This is a genomic window from Neobacillus sp. NRS-1170 (assembly GCF_050468025.1).
In genome coordinates this window covers 1-21,520 of record NZ_JBITPF010000069.1, presented here as the reverse complement: position 1 = coordinate 21,520, position 21,520 = coordinate 1, and the positions used below count along the sequence as shown (strand labels likewise).

Below are 21,520 nucleotides of genomic sequence, written 5' to 3'. Positions count from 1 at the left end.
ATATATTATTGTAGATGCAGTACAGCACGCACCACATGGTGTAATCGACTTTGAAAACACCTGTTGATGGAATAACAATTGCTCCCTATAAGTTTTTTGGCGTAAGAGGTTCAGGAATTGGATATGTTTCAGATAGAGTTGCAGCCTTGCCACATCATCGCCTTCTTGCTACAAAGCAGAGTCAATGGGAGTTACGTAGTCCTGCACCTGCACACTTTGCTGTTATTACTGAAATTGTTAATTATGTTTGTTGGATTGGAAGTAAATTTATTGATAGTGAAGACAGAAGAGCTTTATTCGTAGAAGGAATGAATAGAATAAAACTTCATGAAAGAGCTTTGATGAATAGGATTCTAAATGGAACAGATGAATTACCTGGGTTAAGAAATATGGAAGGCGTAAAAGTATTCCTAGATCACGATGATTTGTCAACTAGGGATTTAATTTTGGCAATTGCCATTGATAACCTTGATTATACACAAGCCGTAAGAGAATATGAGAATTCAAATGTAATTGTATATGAGAGAATCATATCAAGTCGTTATTCCAAAAGAATGCTGGAATCTTTTGGGTTGGATGGTGCTATTAGAATTTCACCGTTACATTGTCAAGGAATTAACGATATTGATAAATTCTTAAAAATAACCCAAAACTTAGCATCTAAATTTTATAAATAGAGTCCGTGAAGTGCAATATAAAAAGTCCGAATTTTAACAATGAATAGTAAAAAAGGTCTTACGTAATTTAAATTAGAAAGTATAAAGCCTCTCACTATTAGCCAGCATATTTGACAAAATCACGTCGTTTCATGCAAACTCCTTTACATCCATAAATGTTCATTTTCTATAAAATGGATTTACAGGAAAATCAATGATTTATATCATATGGATAAAAAATCCATACTTTACCAATTAATAGTTACTAAATACCTATTCGTTGAAATATAAAAAAATTACATATTTCAAATGAATACCCGATCAAGATTATTGAAATTGAGATTACTAAGCAGCGAAATTGCCCGGTTGGAACGGTTAGGATGGTGTTTGAGAGGGAAGAAGGAGTGTTTGTTGATGTTTTGGATAGAAAAAAGAAAAGTTTTAATAATGAACTTTGATAGATTAATTGACACTTACATAAATAGATATTTTGGCATAGAAAAAGCACCGATTTAAACGGCGCTTTTTTATGTTTATATTGTAGCTTTTGCTTCTTTTCCCATGTTATTCTTTACAAACACTGCTACCACCAAAATGATAGCCATAGCGATTGGAATAACTAAATGAAGTGATTCTGGTATTAAGATGTGGAACTTTTCTAATCCTTTATCTTCAACCATCATTTTACCTGCAGCAAAGGTTAATAAACCTGCACCAGCATAAACGATAATTGGAAATCGCTCCATTAAGCTCGTTAATAATTTGCTGCCAAAAATAATGATTGGGATGGAGATAGCAATCCCAATTATAATTGGAAGAATTCTTTCCGCAACGCTTGATAAAGCGATAACATTATCAATAGACATTGCGAAATCGGCCATCGCAATCGTTTTAATTGCTGTTAGGACTTGATCTGATGGTTTGATATTTGCGTTTTCCTCTTCTTTATTTGCAATTAAATTGTAACTGATACGTAACAAGATTAAACCGCCCACTAATTGCACGAAGGGTAATCCTAGAAACTGAATTAAAACTGTTGCTGCTAGAATCCTTAGAACAATAGCCATTAATGTCCCGCCAAAAATTGCTCGATTTCTCAAATGCTGGGGTACTTTACTAGCAGCTAGTGCGATAACCACCGCATTATCACCCGATAACAAAATATCGATTCCAATTAAACTTAAAATTTGCAGAACTGTCATGTCTTTTTGGTTCCCCCTGTTTATGTATATTTTTTGAACTTCTATGATATTGATATATCATATCTTTTTGGACTCTGGCAAAAAACTTTATGAACTTAATATGGGAATTTTGTCCAAATACATTGGACAGCGCTTCCGCTAGCTTGTGCCACCACAGTTATCAAGAAAAGGTAATAAAAAAAGAAGGTTGCTGAAATCAGCACCTTCTTTTTAAGTAATCTATTAATATTTTATTGCATAGAAATCCATACACTTTTTACTTCTGTATAGTTATTAAGTGCATAGGATCCCATTTCGCGTCCAATACCAGATTGTTTATAACCGCCAAACGGTGAAGCGGCATCAAAGGCATTGTAGCAGTTCACCCAAACTGTTCCAGCACGAAGATTGTTGGCAATGTAGTGTGCCTTAGCGACATCCCGTGTCCACACACCAGCTGCCAGCCCATATTCACTATTGTTTGCACGATTAATTAATTCGTCTAAATCGTCATATGGCATGGCAGAAATAACAGGTCCAAAGATTTCTTCCTTAGCAATGGTCATTTCATCGCGTACATCTGCAAAAATAGTAGGGGACACAAAATATCCTTGTTCCTGAGGCTTTTCACCGCCAACTACTAGCTGTGCACCTTCATTTATTCCCTTCTCAATATAGCCAAGTACACGCTTTTGCTGCTCATCTGATACAAGCGGTCCAATTTCTGTATCAGCATGAAGTCCGGCACCTTGCTTGATTTTTTTCGCATGTGCAGCCATATCCGCTACAACATTATCGAATTGCTTCTTTTGGATGAACACGCTGGAACCAGCACAGCAAACCTGTCCTTGGTTGAACATTACACCGTTCAACGCACCTGGGATTGCCTTTGTTAAATCCGCATCAGGCAGGATGATGTTAGGTGATTTGCCTCCAAGTTCAAGTGTTACTCGTTTCAATGATTTAGAAGCATTGGACATGATCAATTTTCCGACTTCAGTAGAACCAGTGAATGCAATTTTATCCACTAAAGGATGATCAACAAGCGGCTGACCAGCCGTTTCTCCAAAACCAGGAACGATGTTGACAACACCTGCCGGGAAACCGGCTTCTTGAATAAGCTCTGCCAAGTAAAGAGCTGATAGAGGAGTTTGCTCAGCCGGTTTTAACACAACTGTACAGCCAGTGGCAAGAGCGGCTCCGAGCTTCCACATTGCCATTAGAAGAGGGAAATTCCAAGGGATAATTTGTCCCACTACTCCCACTGCCTCATGGCGAGTATAGTTTAAGAATGGTCCATTTACAGGAATGGTTTGGCCGACAATCTTCGTAGACCAGCCTGCATAGTAGCGCATATGCTCAATGGCCAAAGGAATGTCTGCATTGGTTGTTTCCCGGATTGGTTTACCATTATCCAACGTTTCTAATTGTGCTAGTTCAGCACTGTTCTCTTCCATTAAATCGGCAAGCTTGTACATTAGCCTGCTTCGATTAGCTGCGCTCATTTTTGACCATGGTCCTTGATCAAATGCTTTACGGGCCGCTTTTACTGCAAAATCAATATCTTCTGCACCCGCTTCGTAAACACATGCTAATACCTCACCGGTAGCGGGATTGTAAGTATCAAATGTTTTTTGTGATTTGCTCTCAACGAATTCACCATTAATAAATAACTTCTTCTTTCCAGTTAGGAACTTTTCAACCTTTTCTTTTAAAGCTGTGGTTAATTGACTCATATTATTTCCTCCTTAAAAGAATATGTATTCTATTAGGAAAATCATGGTAGCGTTTACATATGATATGTTAACACTATGAAAATATATAAACAACAAAAAGAAAAATAAAAATTCTGACAATAAACGACACAAACATTGATTTTCGCGAAAAAATACAAATAGTATAAACGTGATTACAATCTGTAAAGACTATCTTCATAATCATATGAAGGGGTTTTGGAACATGATTAAATCGGATTTATTGAAAGAGATAATTGAAAGAATACCAACAATGTCTGATGAAGAATTAATTTCATGGAGTGAAGATTGTTCCAAAGAAATAGAAAGAAGGAAAATGGTCAAAAGGCAAAAACTTATGAAAGCCAAAAAGGAAAACAGAATGAAACGAATAAAATAAAATAAACCCAATCAATTATGAATGGTCAGGTAATTTTCAAAGAGAAAATTCCCAATTGCGAAGTACAATTGAAACTACTTTTGTGTAAGAAAGCTGGTCAAGTTCCCGACTAGCTTTTTCGTATGATTATATACTATGGGCATATTATTTGATTTGTTAATAATAGGGAAACAATAATGAATATTGAAGGGAGAGATTTAATGAATACACCTGAAGCAAAAAGGGGAATAAAACACAAAAAATTAACAGTAAGGAATATTGTCAAAAGGGCGGTATTTATTACTATTGGTGCAATCATTATGGCTTATGGGTTAGAAGCAGTGTTAATTCCAAACAATATGATTGACGGCGGTGTAACGGGCTTATCCATGATATTGAGTCATGTGACCGCAATAAATCTAAGTATATTTTTAGTTATTTTAAACTTACCTTTCTTTTTCTTAGGATATAAACAAATCGGTAAAACCTTTGCTATTAGCATGCTGTATGGAATTGTAGCTCTTTCTGTGGCGACTACTTTTATGCATCATGTAAAACCTATTGTAAATAATGAGTTACTGGCAGTTGTTTTCGGTGGTTTAATTTTAGGTTTAGGGGTAGGTTTAACTATCAGAAATGGTGGAGTTTTAGATGGTACAGAAACATTGGCGATTTTAGTAGAGAAAAGGCTGCCGTTCTCTGTCGGTGAAATCATTATGTTTGTTAATGTGATTATCTTCTCGATTGCAGCCTTTGTCTACTCTTTAGAAAATGCTTTATTTTCGATGCTTACATATTATATTGCATTCAAGACTATTGACGTTGTTGTTAAAGGATTGGATGATATGAAATCTGTGTATATCATAAGCGATAATACTACTGAGATTGCGGATGCTATAACAGAGCGTTTAGGTCGGGGAGTGACCTATTTGCACGGAGAGGGTTCCTACAGCGGTGAAGATAAACGAGTTATTTTATGCGTTTTTACTAGGCTTGAGGAAACCAAGATGAAAGATATTATCAGGGAGCTAGACCCCCAAGCATTTATAATTGCTACAGATGTATCCTCTGTATATGGTGGTCGATTTAAGAAAAAAGATATTCATTAAAACGGAATCAAAGCTAAATTTAGCCGTAAAGTGAGTCTGCTTTTTCAAATTTTAAATACCTAGTTTATTCTCGTATAGGAGTCGTTTACTCTCGGATAAGCGGCATAACTCTCGGATAAACGGCTTTTACTCTCGGATAAGTAGTAAAAAGTATAAATCTTTAGTAATAAGCTAGATGCAGCTCTAGATGGAGAAGAAATTTTGCAATACATGGATCAATTAAAGCAACAGGAAAATGGGTTGATGAAACTCTAGTAAATAATATTAAAAAAGAAATGGACACAATAGGCTAAAAATGAAAAAAACAGATTAAAGCCTCTTTTGCTAAACGAAAGAGGTTTTTTTATGGCTTTAATTTGTCAAAAATAGTTACATTTTAATAAGAATCATATGAAGTGAAGTTTGATTCAATTTATTTCTCCATTGCTTTCGATAATTTTCTATGATAAATTACCAATATCCCTTATTAAAGACATTTAATAAGTTTTTTGCTGGATACTTATTAAAGTATTTTAATAAGTTTATGTAAAAAGGCGGTGACCCTTGTGAATACGACTCCAAAATCGATGCGAATAGGAATTCTTCGCGGTATTCGTACATCTCTTTTAGAACTTGGAAGTTCAACAAAAGTTGAACTTAGCGATAAATTAGGAATTAGTTTCCCGACAATAAGTAAATTCTTAAGCCAAATGGAAAAGGAAGGTGAACTTATTTCAGTTGGTCTTGATGATTCGAGTGGTGGAAGAAGGGCAAAAAGATATACATACAATCCGGAGTATATGTTGGGGCTGGCCATTTTTTTAGAAAGAACAGAGACCAATTATATTGTCTTTAACTGTTTAGGAGAAGTAAAGGACTCGGGAAAAACCTCAAGTACATTAATAGATGATGATTTAAAATTATTAACCAAGTGTGTTAAAGAGTTAATAGAGAAGTATCCGAAAATCAATTCTGTAGCCATTGGTGTACCTGGTTCCGTTGAAAATGGACGGATTATTTATATACCAGGGTATGAGCATCTTCAAAACTTTGATTTGCAGGAATACTTGGAAAATCGTTTTTCAATACCTGTTGTAATAGAAAACGATATGAATGCGGCAGTGCTTGGTTATCACGATAGTAACGCAAAGAAAAATAAATCTCTCATTTATTTATATTCAGGTCAAAATGGTCCAGGTGCCGGAATTATGGTAAATGGAGTTGTGGTGCGGGGCAGCACCAATTTTTCAGGAGAGGTTACATTCGTTCCACAGTATGATGACCGAAATTTTGGTCAGGCTTTGGAAAATGGAAATGGGACGAAGAAAGCATTTATATCTGAGGAATATGAAATCGACGCCATTAGCAGGTTAATAGCTTCCTTTACAGCTATCATTAACCCTCATACCATTATATTTTGCAATGATGAAGTCAATCAATCGATCATAGACCACATAGCAGAACGAAGCTCAAGGTATATTCCAGCAGAGCATCTGCCGGAACTTATAATGAGTGATTGGAAACTAGACTATCTATTTGGATTGCAACGACTGGGTCTTGATCTCATGATCACCGGAATAAACAGCTAAGACAATTTTAAAAAAAGGCGGTGTTTATATTTGGCTACATTCTTTTTAGTAATTATCTACTTGGCGTTCATCAGCTTGGGGTTGCCTGATTCCATATTAGGAGTGTCATGGTCTATGATGCAATCGGAATTTGGGGCACCGCTTGAGACTGCCGGATTGCTTTTTATGACAATCGCTGGAGGAACCATCATTTCAAGTTTTGCTAGCGGAGCAGTGCTAAAACGCTTCGGAACTGGCATTGTTACCTTTTTCAGTTGTTTCATGACAGCTGGAGCACTGCTTGGGTTTCATTTTGCTCCCTCGATTTTTTGGTTGTTTATCTGTGCCATACCACTTGGATTAGGTGCAGGTGCTGTTGATGCGGGATTAAACAATTATGTAGCTTCACATTACAAAGCACACCACATGAGCTGGCTTCATTGTTTTTGGGGAGTGGGGGCTACACTTGGTCCCGTGATTATGGCTCAGTTTCTATCTGGGCAACATTCATGGAGAAGCGGGTATCTTGCCATTGCAGGTATTCAGTTTGCATTAGTTGTCATTCTTTTCTTCACTTTGCCTTTATGGAAAAAGGTTGGAGGAAACAACCATGGTATTGGAGATAATGATTCAGAAAACAATAATAGTGTATTGAATGGAGCAGATGCTAAAAAACGTAAACCCATGCAAATTAGGGGAGTTAAACTAGCTTTGATCTCTTTCATGTTTTATTGTGGCGCAGAATCCACGATGGGTCTCTGGGGAAGTAGTTTCCTAGTAAATGTTAAAGATATATCCTTAGACGCAGCGGCAAAATGGATTTCCTTGTATTACGCGGGCATAACAATTGGTAGATTTATAACAGGATTTATTACTTTAAAAATAGGAAACCGTACTCTCATTCGGATGGGGCAGCTATTAGCATTAACTGGTGCGGCGCTTCTATTCCTGCCATTGCCGTCCACGTTCTCACTAATTGGTTTTATTATGGTTGGATTAGGATTAGCACCTATTTTCCCATGTATGTTACATGAAACACCAAGTCGTTTTGGACAGGAACATTCTCAGACCATTATGGGGTATCAAATGGCTGTTGCTTATACAGGCAGTACGTTCCTGCCGCCACTTCTGGGTTTCATTGCCGCACACTCAACTATAGGAATCTTCCCATTTGTCGTGGCAGGTTTTGTTGCAATAATGTTCTTAGGTTCTGAAAAATTAAATGCCACATTGATTAGAAACGATTTTTTAAGTGAAAAAAATAAAAACTCTAACGTAATTTAATTCATGGAACAATTTCAAAAATAGTACCTTGGTTAAAATCAGTCACTTTCATAGAGCCATAAACACCCAAATATAGTCTCGTATGATCCAGGTTCGTTCCCAAATTAACATAATAAGATGATTGAGATCCAAAATTATAATCGGTTTCGATCACACTAAAATCATTAAGTTTACCATCTGTTCGAACTCTGCTATAAGCTAAAACTCCTCTAACCGGAGGGCGTGATTCTTCCTTTCGGGCAAGATCGGTAAACAGAACGCTTCCCGTTAAATCGGGGATTCCATTTCCCACATAGACTTGCACTCCTGTAAGGGCAGTTCCTCCAAACTTATCGGGTCTTTGATCCTTATGAAAATAGCTAGTTAGTGGCTGAAGACGCTTTACTGAAGTTTTGACTGCTTCATCGTAATAAGCAATTGTTTTCTCGTCTAAACCCTGGGTGTTGGTGCAATTCCTAATTATCGATGTAGGAAAAGCACCTTCCCAACCTCGCCAGCCAAAGTTAATAAATCCTTCGGGATCAGGTTTGGTGTTACTTAAATATGCTTGAACGAGCTGAGGAACCGGTATTGGTTTATATTGAACGAATGAAAAAATCGACTCCACTAGATCCTGTCCGACATTTCCCACATATTTTATATACTGATTATAAAACCGTTGAAATGAAATACCCGGTATATTGCGGACCCCTTTAGCCATTACCGTAAGCGTTTCCTGAATAGGTGCAGGAAGTTCATTAAACCGTGTGACAACGGGTGGATTATTGATAAATGTATTCTTAACCACATCAATTTCAATTATTTTACCGGCGATTTCCATGTCGTCCTGACTTAAATTGAATGGATCATAGCCAGACCCGCCATCCCCGGTTGTTAAAACAAGTTTCCCAGTTTCAGGTGAAAAGTTTAAGCTATTGAAACCATTATGATTCATAAATGGTCTTCTTAAGTTTAATAGTGTTCGTCGTTTTTGAGGCTGTCCATTCGATTGTAAAGTCCATTCTTCTACTGTATCAATATGATCATATTGAGATTCTCTATTTAGCCACTTTAGGTTTAAGGTTTTGGGATCACATGGGTTAGGATTAAAACCTTTACTAAGTGCACCCGAACCTTGTGTTCCAGCTAATGAATAATGAAGGTAAAACAGACCGTTATAATAAAATTGGGGATGAAACGCAAGGCCCAGCAATCCCCGTTCATCATAACCACCCTCGGACTCCCCTAGTTTTATGATTCGCGGGCGAATATCTAAAAAAGTCCTTAAACTTGAGTTTACTATGTAAAAGATCTCACCTACCTGAGTTACAATAAATAATCGTTCAGTTGTGTCACCCGGAAGGATAGTTGTTTTCAAAACAGTGGGTAAATTGATCTGACTAACAATAGGACTTAAACGAACCTTAACTTTTTTCACCCGACTTTCAACTCCTTCTTTTAGTTTTTTTATAAGAATATGACAAGACCTGTTCTATCAGTACCAAATAAGAGCCGGCAGTGCAAGTCACTAAGAAAAAGGAAAAAGTACCGTCTAAATCCGCTTATTCCTTTATAGATGGAACAAACGTAAAACGGTACTTTTTTCATTTTAGTAATTATACTTTTTCAGCAGCTACTTTTAATGGAGGTAATAGCTCCAAGAAACGTTCAAATGGCATTTCACAAGCTTCATATTTTTCAAGCAAGTCAAGCATTGTAATACGATTCCTAACTACTTGAATTTCGTAGGTTCCTTCATTTAATAAGAATTCTAATTCTCGTTTATGCGGAGGGCAAACGGTATATTCCGCAAGTTCGCGTATTTGGTCAAACGTTGCCACTTCCTCTAATTTTACCCATTCACTAAGGAGTTCATAAAGACTTACGGGACAATTCATGGGAAGTTGAAAACTGTTCTGTCCAATGGCGGTTAACATCACGAGATCATTTCCATTTAATTGAAAGCGGCGTAAAACCCGGTTGACTTTCTCCCAACTATTACTTGAAAAAGCTTCGATAGAAGCAGTTTTCTTCGAAATATACTCCATAGTTAACTTTCCTTCTGTGAATAAATCCTTTTCGTCATGTGTTAATCCAAAAGCTTTCTTCACATCTGACCACATGGTTTCTTTCCATGTTTCAAGCTGCTCTTCAAAGTCACCGCTCACATCAGCATCACCCCGATGCAAGAACCTGACAGCACCCTTTAATGCTAGCTGTTCGTCGATGAATCTAGGAACTTCTTGATAAGTATTTAACCAGTTGCGATCCCCGCAGCCAAAAACCGCATAATGAACCCCTTTAAGTCTATCTGCCTCAATCTGTTCCAACCATTGCACGAACTTCCGCGCATTTTTTGGCGGTTTGCCATTATAAGAAGAGGTGATAATCAAAACGGCACCTTCTGTTGGCAAATTGTCGATACGCTCATCAAGTGCCGCCACTTCACTCCGGAATCCGTGCCCGCTTGCCTTTTCCGCAAGTTCACATGCGATTCCTTCTGCAGTACCCATATTGGAACCGTAAAGCACTAGGAGTGGGATAGTGCTCACTCCGTTTTGGGAAGAATTCAGAACCTGATTTTCCTTTCTCAAGTCAAAAGAACGAGTATCATGACTGGCAGCAGTAAATGAATCTCTTAATCTATTTTCTCTTAATTTTACGCGCATGGTAAAATTATCAGGTTTTAGTGTCATCGTTTGTTTAATTTTCAACTGGTAGTTCGTATGATCGATTAATTCAAAGTTTTGAAGAATCATACCCATCAGTAATGTAGCTTCGTGCAGGGCAAACTGCATCCCAATGCAGGCCCGTTGACCATTGCCGAATGGTTTAAAGGCATCGTATGGTATTTTACTTGGATCCCCAAACCGTTCTGGACGAAACTGCTCTGCATCGACTCCCCATGCCTTTTTATCCCGATGAAGCTGAGGCAGTAGAATCGCGATATTTTGCCTCTTTTTAATCTCATATTTTCCACCGAGGACAGTATCTTCCTTAGCATATAACGTAAATTGCGGTGCTGTAGGATACAAACGCAGGGATTCATTTAATATCATTCGAATATATTTAAGTTGTGTAACTTGTTTATAGGTTGGAATAGGGCTAGTCAAGACTTGATCGACTTCTTCGTAAGCCTTTTTAAGTACTTCAGGATGTTTTAATAACAAGTAATGCGTAAAGGCCAATAATCCACTGGTCGTTTCATGTCCCGCTATCAAAAAAGTGATAATTTGAAAACGAATATTTTCATCACTAAGAGTTTCCCCGGTTTCCGGGTCTTTTGTGCTGAGCATCCGTGCGAGTATATCGGTTTCACCTTGATCTCCCAGTTTTTTACGCTCAGCAATCAGTTGGTCTACCAATGAAAACATCTCTTTAATATCCTGTTCGAACTGTCGTTTCCTTTTCAACATGAATTTATTTTGAATCGGCAGACGTGTACCCTGGTGCATGGCTTCATCAAGAGAATTGACCATATTCATGATAAAAGGATGGTGGTTTTCTCGATAAAAGCTGTTAAATCGATAATTAAAACCACATAATCCAATCGTGTCAAGTGTTAATCTGGTCATATCATCTGGTACATCAATACTTTCATTTGGATTTAGACGAGCCCATTTTTGAACAAGCTGCAAGGCGATATCTACCATCATTGAGTGATACCCTTTCATAGCTTGTTGACTAAAAGAAGGCATTAGAATGTTGTGAGCTTTTTGCCAATTTGGCTCGTTTGTTTTGCTGGTGAAAAGCCCGTCACCGGAAAAAGCGCGAACCTTGCTTAATCCCCCTGTTAGGCTCTTATCAAATTTTGATTCATCACAAGCTTCCGCCACCAATTCGTGGTCAGAAAGAAAGATGGTTGAGAAACCACCATGGAATTCCATACGAAATATAGGACCGTACTCTTCTGCGAGATTACAAAATGATAGTGTAGGGGATTCCTTGTCGATTAAAGGCAAATTCCCAAGCGGTCCATACGTTTTGGGCTGTGGGATGGGCATGAACTTTTTCATACTGACGCTCCTCGGATTATTTTTTTACTGGTTGTATACTAGCCAGTTTGACTTAAACTCGTTATTGAATGAATGCTCATTCATTTTTTGTTGCATTAAGTATAATATCTGATTTTGCACATCGTCAATAATATTCCATAAAAAAATAGGTAATATTGGGATTTTTTATTTCTTTTGCTTTTCATTGCTAACATATTCAAAGATATTTGACAGAAATTTCGAATGTTAGGACATCTCTTTTAATAAAGTAAAAGTAAACGGGCGTAAAAAGGCTTATTAGCCAGAAAATGTGCTTTTGATTAAAAGGGAGGGGTAAAATGCTTCATATTGTAGCTTGTATCAAGCAAGTGCCTGACACCAAAATTATCAAGATGAATCCAAAAACAAATACAATGGACCGCAGGACAGCGCCTGCGATATTGAATCCTTATGACGCTCATGCGGTAGAAGAGGCCGTTCGGCTAAAGGAAAGGTATGGGGGAATCGTATCCGTTGTCACGATGGGGCCGCCTCCAGCGGTTAACGCTATCAAAACGTGTATTGAAATTGGCGCCGATGAGGGTTATTTGATCACGGACCGCCGATTTGCGGGTGCGGATACATTGGCAACGAGCTATGCCGTGACAAAGGCGATTGAAAAAATTGCCAAAACGATGCCCGTGGATTTGATTATTTGCGGCAAAATGTCCATTGATGGAGATACCGGGCAAGTCGGACCAGGAATAGCAAGAAGGCTTGATATTCCACCGCTGACTTCCGTGAACAAAGTAGAGGAAATCAATCAAGCAGAAGGATATGCTATTGTCCATCGCAAATTGGAGGACGGATATGAAGTCGTTAAGTCCACACTGCCATGTTTGTTTTCGGTTGAAAAAACAATAAATGATGTGCCGTATTCCCCGCTTCCAAACATGATTAAAGCTGCTAGATACAAACCGCATATCTGGTCTGTTGATGACTTGGAAGGGGTTGATATTAAGCAGCTAGGTTTGAAGGGATCCCCAACGATTGTTTCCAAAGTATGGGCTCCACAGAAACCAGCAGGGGGAACATTCCTTGAAGGCAATCCACGGGAACAAGTGGAACAGTTGCTTTCTGTCGTGCTTGAAAAGCGAGAACTGTTTGAAGTGAAGGGGGAAATGTAATTGGATTTCAAAGATTACCAAGGTGTCTGGGTATTCATTGAACAAAAGGATGGAGCGGTTGCTTCTGTATCCCTTGAACTATTGGGTGCTGGAAGGAAGTTGGCAGACAAACGGGGAGTGGAATTGGCGGGCATTTTAATCGGAGAAAATGTTAAACATTTAACAAAAACCGTATTTGAATACGGAGCAGATAAAGTGTATGTCTATGACCAACCCATCTTTAAAGATTATCGAACCGAATCCTTCATGGGGGCCCTTCTGGATTGCACGGAAAAATATAAACCGGAAATTATCCTTTTCGGTGCCACCTCGACTGGAAAAGACCTGGCAAGCGCTGTTGCCACCGATATGCCGACTGGGTTGACGGCGGATACGACAGAGCTGGATGTGGAAGAGGAAACGGGGTTACTATTGGCGAGCAGACCGGCTTTTGGCGGAAATATTATGGCGACCATTTTATGTAAAAAGTATCGGCCGCAAATGGCGACGGTTCGCGCCAAAGTCATGAAGGCGCTGACCCCGCAAGCAGGGAGAACAGGGAAGATTGTTGAAGAAACAATATCCCTAAAGGAAGAAGATATTCGGACAAAAGTCTTGGAAATAGTCAAGGAAACGGTAAAGAAAGTTAGAATCGACGAGGCGGACATCATTGTTGCCGGCGGGAAAGGATTAGGGAGCTTCGAGGGATTTCAGTTAATCCACCAATTGGCGAAAACCGTCGGAGGAGCGGTTGGTGCCAGCCGAGATGTGGTGGAAGCAGGTTGGATCGAACACGCACATCAAGTAGGGCAAACTGGTGTGACAGTGACGCCAAAAATCTATTTTGCGATTGGAATTTCTGGTGCGATTCAACATATTGTGGGAATGAAAAATTCCGGTTTAATAATTGCCATTAATAAGGACAAAGAAGCCCCTATTTTTCAAAACTGTCATTATGGAATTGTTGGCGATGCCTTTGAAATCGTTCCTATACTAATCGAACAGTTTCAAAATGCTTTATCTAGAGAAAAGGTAAGCAGCACCAGCGAAGGATGAAGTAATTTTGTAAAACAGAAAGGTGGGGTTAGTTAGGTCCCACCTTTGTTTTTTTATTTAATACTTGAATTTCAGTTAAGCTGGTGTTATTGTTATTAAAAATAAATAGCGATAAACTTCTTATCCAGAGTGGTAGAGGGACAGGCCCTATGAAACCCGGCAACCATCAGTCAAAATATTGACTTGAAACGGTGCTAATTCCTGCAAAGGTGATAACCTTTGAAAGATGAGAGGAAAGTATTTCATCATACCAACCTCTCTTTTAATCAAAGAGAGGTTTTTTGAATGGAAAGAAGGCTTATCGCTCTGAAGGAGCGATATTAAATGGAAAGAGCAGTGTTTGGTGCAAGCGAATTTTTTAGTCAAAAAGCATTTATTACAGGAAATCGTGGGATTGAAAAGGTTCGAACTGGATATCTAAAAGACTCAAATGTAAAGATTGTTGAAATATGGTTTAATCCGTGGAAAGTATCTTATGATGAACTTGTAGAATTGTTTTTTGATTTACATGACCCAACAGCAAGAGAAGGTCAGCTATATAAAAATCAATCCTTCATTTTCTTTTCTGATCTTCATCAAGTTACAGTAGCTAAGCAAAAGAAAAACGAGCTGCAACATATATTAAATAATGAAATTATTACAGAAATTACTCCAGTATGGGAGCATATTAGCTTTTGAATTCATGATAGGGATGTGTACTATGAACTATACGACTGAGCGCACACGGCGCCAAATCATACAAAGTTTTATGCGTGTTTTACAAACAAAACGATTCTCACATATCACGATTCAAGATATATGTGATGATGCGTTAATTCATCGCACGTCTTTTTATCGTTATTATGAAGATAAATATAGCTTGCTAAGAGATTTTATTTATCATTTATCTGAAGAGATTATTAAATTAAATAAGGAGTGTAATACTGACACGTTTAGATTATTAGTCGATTATGTAGATGAACATTTTGTGTTATTTGAAAATACGTTATTGGGATCGGATGGGCATATATTTTTCAAAAGCATGGTTAAAACTGCCAGTGATATTTTACGTGAACATTCAAAAACAGAGAATGATCCGATTTCCACAAAAATCAATCAATCGAAGTATCCTGAGGTCATGTGTGATTTATATGCCACTTCCTTTATAACCATTTTACAGAATTGGGTTAGTAAAGAATATAATTATAAGAAAGAAGAGCTATTCGAAATCTTCAACCAGGTAATGTTGTAATAATACAAAATGATAATAATGTATTATTTTGATGCACTCGTTCCATTTTGGTTTTTGAACCCTTCCTAATCCCTTGCTATAGTGACTAATGTGAAGAGGGAAATCGATGATGTTTTGTTTTTTCTGAAAGAAGACCAACAGGAAAAATAAACATTTTATTCAAAATAGGAGGGAACAAGTAGGGTGAGATCAATCATAAAAGGCCGTTGGGCTATATTTGCTTTATGGCTGATTGCTACAATAGTGCTTACAGTCATTCAGCCCGACATCAATGCCATACTGCGGCAAAAAGGACAGCAAGGAACGGGGAATGAAAGCCCTTCGGTCATAGCAGACAATATCCTCAAAAAGATGGATACTACCAAAGGGACGAACAACCTTATCGTTTTTTATGATAAAAATAAAATCTCTAATGAGGAAATGGAAAAAATCGGTGATGCAGTAAAGTCAATCAGCGATAGCAACAAAGAACTTGGTATTACCGATATGATCGACCCTTTTAGTATGCCAGAAGCAAAAAGCTCTTTGGTTTCTAAAGATGGCACGACTCTTATGGTGAGTTTTAAGATTGATAAGAAATCAAGAGAAGTGGACGATATAAAAAAAGATTTTGATAGCAAACTTTATAAAGTACCTGTTAAGTACTATCTTAGCGGAGAAGATTTTATCAATAATGATTATCTAAAAGCTTCTGTATCAGGAGTTGAGAAGAGCGCTGCATTGACCGTGATCTTTATTTTAGTTGTGCTTATTATTGCGTTTAGGTCAGTGGTAACGCCTTTGATTTCCTTAGTGACGGTAGCCTTTTCCTATCTTGTTTCCATGGGAATTGCCGCTCAATTAATTGATAAGGCAGGATTTCCGATTACAAGTCTTACCCAAATGCTCTTAGTGCTTATCCTCTTTGGAATAGGTACGGATTACAACATCCTTCTGTTTAATCGATTTAGGGAGGAACTATCCCATGGGCACTCGATAGATGAATCGATCATCAGAACCTATAAAACGGCGGGGAAAACGATTGCTTATAGTATACTCACGGTATTTATTGCATTCCTTGCCCTTGTTTTTGCGGAATCACCGATCTATAAATCTGGTGTGGTTGTGGCAATCGGTGTAACGATCCTATTGCTTGAAATTCTGACCTTAACACCTTTCATGATGAAAGTTCTTGGCAATAAACTTTTCTGGCCTTCCAAGAATGCAGGCGGCGGTCATAAGGAAAACAAATTCTGGGGAGCAACATCCTCCTTTGCGACAAAGCGTCCATTAATAACGGTGATCCTTATCGTTTTAATCCTGGGACCGATGGTGTATTTCCACCAACAAAAACTTAACTTTGATACGATTGGAGAACTTGGAAATCGCTATCCTTCTACAAAGGGCTTTCATATCATTGCGGACCATTTTGGCAAGGGCCAGGCAATGCCTGCGACCGTTGTCATTGAAAATAGTTCAGCATTAGATAATAATGAATCGCTTGCGGTTGTTGATAACGTAACGGAAAGCATCAAGGCTATTAAGGGAGTGAAGCAGGTTTCTTCGGTTACACAGCCTCAAGGGAAACCAATTGATGGTTTTTATGTCGATAGTCAAATGGGATCGGTTACGGATGGCATTTCCAAAACGCAAAATGGTGTCGATCAAATCAATAATGGGTTAAAGCAGGCGCAAGAAAAGCTCGGATCAGCTGACTTTTCGAAGGTCACTCAAATGGTTGAGGGTACAGCAACGCTTCAAGATGGGATGAACGCCTTAACCAATGGATTAAAGCAAATACAAGCTGGTATCGAAAATGGGTCAAGTAATTCACAAACGATCAGCAATGGTATAGCAAACATCGAAACCAATCTCTCAAAGATGAGCAGCGGCGTTGCCGTGTTAGCTGATAATTATGGTAAAATGCAGGCTGGATACAAAGAGATGGGGACCAACTACCAATCTGCAGCACAGGCTCTTCTGGGTGTTAAAAGTGCACTCTCTCAAATGCAATCGATGATAACTGGCTTGGGTCAGAGTTATGCCAATGCCAATAGTGATGCCAATTACCAGGCATTGAAGCAAACCATCGAACAGTTATCAACATCGTTAAGTCCAATTACTCCTGAAGGTATTAAAGTTTTAAATGATAATTACAATGCCGTAACTGCCGGTTTTGCAGAAGCCAATAGAAATCTTTCAAGCATGAGCAGCGGTTTATCCAAAATGGCAGCTGGCTTGAAAGAAATTGAAGCAGGACTTGGTAAAACTTCTTCAGGAATAGGCACAATCGTAACGAATATGAACAAAGTAACGGATGGTCTTGGACAAATGAAATCGGGTCAGCAGCAGCTGGCAGACGGGCTCAATGGTTTCAGTGTCTTTGGACAAAAACTATCGGATGTAAACGGCGGACTAAAGCAAATTTCTGATGGGCTTGGGCAAACGAACGGTTTCTTAACGCAATATAAAGGAAATAAAACCTTCTTTATGCCGAAGGAAGCTTTGACGGACAAGAATTTTGAAAAATCATTAGATGCATTCATGTCCAATGATAGAAAGATTACAAAAATGCTGATTGTATTAAAAGCTGATCCTTATTCTCCAGAAGCTTTAAATACAATTAATAAAATAAATGCAACGGTTTCCAATGGACTTAAAGGAACAGAGCTTTCTAATGCCAAGTTTGGTACAGCTGGGCCAAGCGCGACAACAAATGATACAAATGATATATTGAGCCGGGATCTCAATAGAACGACAACGATAGTCATTATCGGAGTATTGCTTGTTTTGTTCTTTGTTATCAGATCTTTCTGGACACCGGTTTTCATTACGGCATCCCTTTTGGGAGCGTACTATGCAGCCATGTTCGTGATCAACTATATTTTCATCGATTTGAAGGGGTTTGAAGGGATTTCTTCCTTCGTTCCATTCTTCTCCTTTATCATTATTGTCGCCTTGGGAGTAGACTATAGCATATTCTTGATGATGCGCTTTAAGGAATACCCTCATATGTCACAGAAAGAAGCCATCGTGGTGGCTTCAAGACATATAGGCGGTGTCATTATTGCAGCCGTCATTATCCTTGGAGGCACTTTTGCCACACTGATGCCTGCTGGAATTATGGTTTTATATCAATTGGCTGTAGCAGTTATTACAGGACTGATTGTGCTTTGCTTTGTGCTTCTTCCGATCTTTTTGCCGGCGATGATTGCCCTTCCAGGTGCGCTAGCAAATTTATTTTCTAGAAAAAAGGAAAATGAATTAAGGTTAGAGGAAAAAGTGGTAAGGAGCTAGCTTCAAATAAAAAGCCGATTCTTTTCTATTTATAAGAAAGAATCGGCTTTTTTCTTTTTTAACGTGACACTAGCTCTTTTTCTTCTACTGGAACTGAATGCAAAGGATTAAATTGTTTCTCGCTCTTCGCAATGACGACTGTTGCTACGGCATTACCAATTACGTTTGTTATAGCACGTGCCTCTGACATAAAGCGGTCAACACCCAATAAAAGTGCTATGCCTTCAACTGGAATTGGGCTGCCTGGAAGAGATGTTAACGTTGCAGCCATTGTAATAATGGCAGAACCAGTTACACCTGCTGATCCTTTCGATGTAAGCATGAGGACACCGAGCAATACAGCGATTTGCATCCAGGAAAGCTCGATACCGTAGGCCTGGGCAATAAACAAACAAGCCATCGTATAGTAAATGCACTGGCCATCTGGGTTAAAAGCATAACCAGTAGGGATGACAAAGCCAGTAATGGATTTTGAACAACCGTATTTTTGCATTTTCGTGATTAAACTTGGCAATGCTGACTCGGAAGAAGAAGTACCTAAAACCAGGATAATTTCATCTTTGATGTGTTTTAACAAATTAAAAATACTAAAGCCGTAAAACTTACATACGGCACCCAATACAACGACAACAAAGAGTATCATGGTCATATAAACAGACCCTAACATTTTTCCGAGTGAGAAAAGAGATCCGATACCAAAATTCCCTATTGTATAAGCCATAGCACCGCCTGCTGCAAGAGGAGAGAATTTCATTACAATAGCAACAATCTTGAAAAACACCTCACTGAGTTTTTCGCAGAAATCAATAATCGGTTTCCCAGTCTTCCCTAAAGATGAAAGAGCAATGGCAAACAATAAAGCAAAGAACAAAATCGGAAGCATATAACCATCAGCAAGAGCACCTACAGCACTTTCTGGGACTATACCTAAAATGAAATCGTTAAAGGTATGACTGGTTTGTGATGCTGTCTCTGTAATTTTCGCGACATCTGCAGCTCCTTCTTTTGCATGACTCGTATCCATGCCATCACCAGGGCGAACAATAAACATCACAACTAGTCCTACGACTAATGCTAGAGTCGACATAACTTCAAAGTAAATAAGAGATTTAGTACCAATTTTCCCGATTTTTTTCATATCGCCCATATTAGCAAATCCAAGAACAATGGTAAGGAAGATAACTGGACCAATGACCATTTTAATCATCTTAATGAAAATGTCAGGCAGAATTTTTAATTCAATCCCAGTTTCAGGGAAAAATTGACCAACCGCAATTCCGATGATAATCGCTAAAACCACTTGCAATGTTAGGTTTTTTCTTAGGATCTTCATTTACACTCCCCCTTGATAACTCTAATCGCCCTTTTTAAATAAAGTAAACGCATACAAAAAATTGATTTATTGATTAATATAAATCACTCCTTATCTCATTTTGATGGTTAAACTTGAACAGTTTGATTAATCTTTCTGAATTGTATAGTAATGTATACATTACTGTCAATACTTTTCAGAATATTTTATATCTTATCGAAAACTCAATAAACTACTTTGAATGGTTTAACTTATTTGTTGTTGCCACAAGTGAATTAGATTTAAATATATGTAAAGTTCATAAAGGCGTATATAGGAATAATTATAATTTTTCGAAAACACATTGACATTAACGTATACATTAATTAGCATTATAGATATAAGATCCAAATTAACAAAATGAGGCATGTATTATAAAGGAGGATATTGTCATGAGTGAAACAAAAAAATTTCGTTTAGCAGTTATTCCAGGAGATGGAATTGGTACAGAAGTTGTTGAGGCTGGTCTTCGCGTCATTAATCAATTAGCAAAGGATTCAAACGGTAAGTTCGAATTTGAAACGGATTTCTTCCCTTGGGGCTGTGAATACTACTTGAAACACGGTAAAATGATGGACGAAGACGGAGTAGAAAAACTCAGAGATTATGATTCTATTTATTTCGGAGCAGTTGGATTTCCAGGAGTACCGGACCATGTTAGCTTATGGGGCTTACGTTTAGCAATCTGTCAGGGATTTGATCAGTGGGCTAATATTCGTCCAATTGAATTTCTGCCAGGTGTTCCAAGACGACTTAACCATCCAAATGTCGATTCTCTAAATTGGGTATTGATTCGTGAAAATTCAGAGGGAGAATATTCAGGTATCGGGGGCCGTAATTTTTCTGGACGAGGACCTGGTAAGGAAGTAGCTGTGCAATCGGCTTTATTTACAGAGCATGGTTGTGAACGTATTATCCGGTTTGCCTTTGAACTTGCGCGTACTCGAAAAAGAAAAAGAGTCACAAGCGTGACGAAAAGTAATGCACAACAATATGGAATGGTACTTTGGGACGAAGTATTTGCACGCGTAAGTAAAGAATATCCAGATGTTGAGACTAATCAATGGCTTGTAGATGCTGCCGCAGCGCTTTTCGTTTTGAAACCTGAGGAACTTGAAGTTGTCGTCGCTTCTAATTTATTCGCAGACATTCTTTCTGACTTAGGCAGCGCGCTAGCTGGAAGTTTAGGCTTAGCTGCGAGCGCCAACCTCAATCCGGAGGGGAACGCACCAAGCATGTTCGAATCCGTTCATGGTTCGGCACCTGATATCGCAGGCCAAGGAATTTCCAATCCAATCGGAGCAATAGGAAGTGCCGCCCTAATGCTGGATCATCTAGGATTAAAAGATGAAGCAGAATGGATAAACAAGGCAATTGCAGAAACGACTCGCCAAGGGATTCTAACTCGCGATCTTGGTGGAACGTATAATACAAATGAAATAACTGACGCCATTATTCAAAATCTGTCTAAAGTGAAGGCAGAAGTATAAAAAACAAGGCTGGGGGTTTAAGACTCCCAGCTTTTTATCTTTATGCCTATGTTAAAGGGCATTGTTGATTTTTAACACTGTTGATTGAAGTGGAAGGCGCGAAGACTC

General features: G+C 38.4%; 15 protein-coding genes, 1 pseudogene and 1 riboswitch. Of the genes and pseudogenes, 11 read left to right on the top strand and 5 right to left on the bottom strand.

The window, feature by feature from the left end:
* Positions 1-50: 50 nt before the first annotated feature.
* Positions 51-677 (top strand): hypothetical protein, encoded by a 627-nt coding sequence (locus ACIFOT_RS25370; protein WP_430069527.1) that lies wholly within the window; start codon positions 51-53, stop codon positions 675-677.
* A gap of 512 nt (positions 678-1,189) precedes the next feature.
* Here ACIFOT_RS25370 and ACIFOT_RS25365 read toward each other — a convergent pair.
* Both ACIFOT_RS25365 and ACIFOT_RS25360 read right to left on the bottom strand, forming a co-directional pair.
* Entirely contained in the window at positions 1,190-1,858 is a 669-nt protein-coding gene (locus tag ACIFOT_RS25365; protein WP_430069524.1) for a YjbE family putative metal transport protein, read from the bottom strand.
* Positions 1,859-2,088: 230 nt separating this feature from the next.
* Complete coding sequence (locus ACIFOT_RS25360; protein WP_430069521.1) at positions 2,089-3,573, bottom strand: aldehyde dehydrogenase family protein; 1,485 nt, start codon at positions 3,571-3,573, stop codon at positions 2,089-2,091.
* 223 nt (positions 3,574-3,796) lie between these two features.
* On the opposite strand from ACIFOT_RS25360, the gene ACIFOT_RS25355 reads away from it, so the two are divergent.
* From ACIFOT_RS25355 to ACIFOT_RS25340, 4 genes are all read left to right on the top strand, one after another.
* Positions 3,797-3,970, top strand: coding sequence for a hypothetical protein (locus ACIFOT_RS25355; protein WP_430069519.1), 174 nt, complete (start codon positions 3,797-3,799; stop codon positions 3,968-3,970).
* Between the two features lie 200 nt (positions 3,971-4,170).
* Positions 4,171-5,058: a YitT family protein gene (locus tag ACIFOT_RS25350; protein ID WP_430069516.1), complete on the top strand. Its 888-nt coding sequence runs from the start codon at positions 4,171-4,173 to the stop codon at positions 5,056-5,058.
* 566 nt (positions 5,059-5,624) lie between these two features.
* Positions 5,625-6,626: an ROK family protein gene (locus ACIFOT_RS25345; protein ID WP_430069686.1), complete on the top strand. Its 1,002-nt coding sequence runs from the start codon at positions 5,625-5,627 to the stop codon at positions 6,624-6,626.
* 30 nt (positions 6,627-6,656) lie between these two features.
* Positions 6,657-7,889, top strand: coding sequence for an MFS transporter (locus ACIFOT_RS25340; protein WP_430069513.1), 1,233 nt, complete (start codon positions 6,657-6,659; stop codon positions 7,887-7,889).
* A 1-nt stretch (position 7,890) separates the two neighbouring features.
* Here ACIFOT_RS25340 and ACIFOT_RS25335 read toward each other — a convergent pair whose 3' ends face one another.
* Positions 7,891-9,306 carry a PQQ-dependent sugar dehydrogenase gene (locus ACIFOT_RS25335; RefSeq protein WP_430069511.1) on the bottom strand — a complete coding sequence of 472 codons (1,416 nt, stop codon included), beginning with the start codon at positions 9,304-9,306 and terminating at the stop codon, positions 7,891-7,893.
* A gap of 199 nt (positions 9,307-9,505) precedes the next feature.
* Positions 9,506-11,884, bottom strand: a pseudogene (locus ACIFOT_RS25330) (cytochrome P450); the annotation flags it as partial.
* A 317-nt stretch (positions 11,885-12,201) separates the two neighbouring features.
* Here ACIFOT_RS25330 and ACIFOT_RS25325 point away from each other — a divergent pair.
* From ACIFOT_RS25325 to ACIFOT_RS25305, 5 genes are all read left to right on the top strand, one after another.
* Positions 12,202-13,029, top strand: coding sequence for an electron transfer flavoprotein subunit beta/FixA family protein (locus ACIFOT_RS25325; protein WP_430069509.1), 828 nt, complete (start codon positions 12,202-12,204; stop codon positions 13,027-13,029).
* A complete protein-coding gene (locus ACIFOT_RS25320; RefSeq protein ID WP_430069506.1) occupies positions 13,030-14,064 on the top strand; it encodes an electron transfer flavoprotein subunit alpha/FixB family protein in 1,035 nt (344 codons plus the stop codon).
* Positions 14,065-14,181: 117 nt separating this feature from the next.
* Positions 14,182-14,297: riboswitch (SAM riboswitch) on the top strand.
* A gap of 91 nt (positions 14,298-14,388) precedes the next feature.
* Positions 14,389-14,742, top strand: coding sequence for a peptide-methionine (S)-S-oxide reductase (locus ACIFOT_RS25315; protein ID WP_430069503.1), 354 nt, complete (start codon positions 14,389-14,391; stop codon positions 14,740-14,742).
* A gap of 22 nt (positions 14,743-14,764) precedes the next feature.
* Positions 14,765-15,295, top strand: coding sequence for a TetR/AcrR family transcriptional regulator (locus tag ACIFOT_RS25310; protein ID WP_430069500.1), 531 nt, complete (start codon positions 14,765-14,767; stop codon positions 15,293-15,295).
* Between the two features lie 183 nt (positions 15,296-15,478).
* A complete protein-coding gene (locus ACIFOT_RS25305) occupies positions 15,479-18,571 on the top strand; it encodes an MMPL family transporter (RefSeq protein WP_430069497.1) in 3,093 nt (1,030 codons plus the stop codon).
* A 58-nt stretch (positions 18,572-18,629) separates the two neighbouring features.
* Here the strand turns inward: ACIFOT_RS25305 and dctA are convergent, their stop codons facing one another.
* Complete coding sequence (dctA, locus tag ACIFOT_RS25300; protein WP_430069494.1) at positions 18,630-19,904, bottom strand: C4-dicarboxylate transporter DctA; 1,275 nt, start codon at positions 19,902-19,904, stop codon at positions 18,630-18,632.
* Positions 19,905-20,314: 410 nt separating this feature from the next.
* On the opposite strand from dctA, the gene ACIFOT_RS25295 reads away from it, so the two are divergent.
* On the top strand, positions 20,315-21,412 hold the full coding sequence (locus ACIFOT_RS25295) for a tartrate dehydrogenase (protein ID WP_430069491.1): 1,098 nt from the start codon (positions 20,315-20,317) through the stop codon (positions 21,410-21,412).
* The last annotated feature ends 108 nt before the right edge of the window (positions 21,413-21,520 follow it).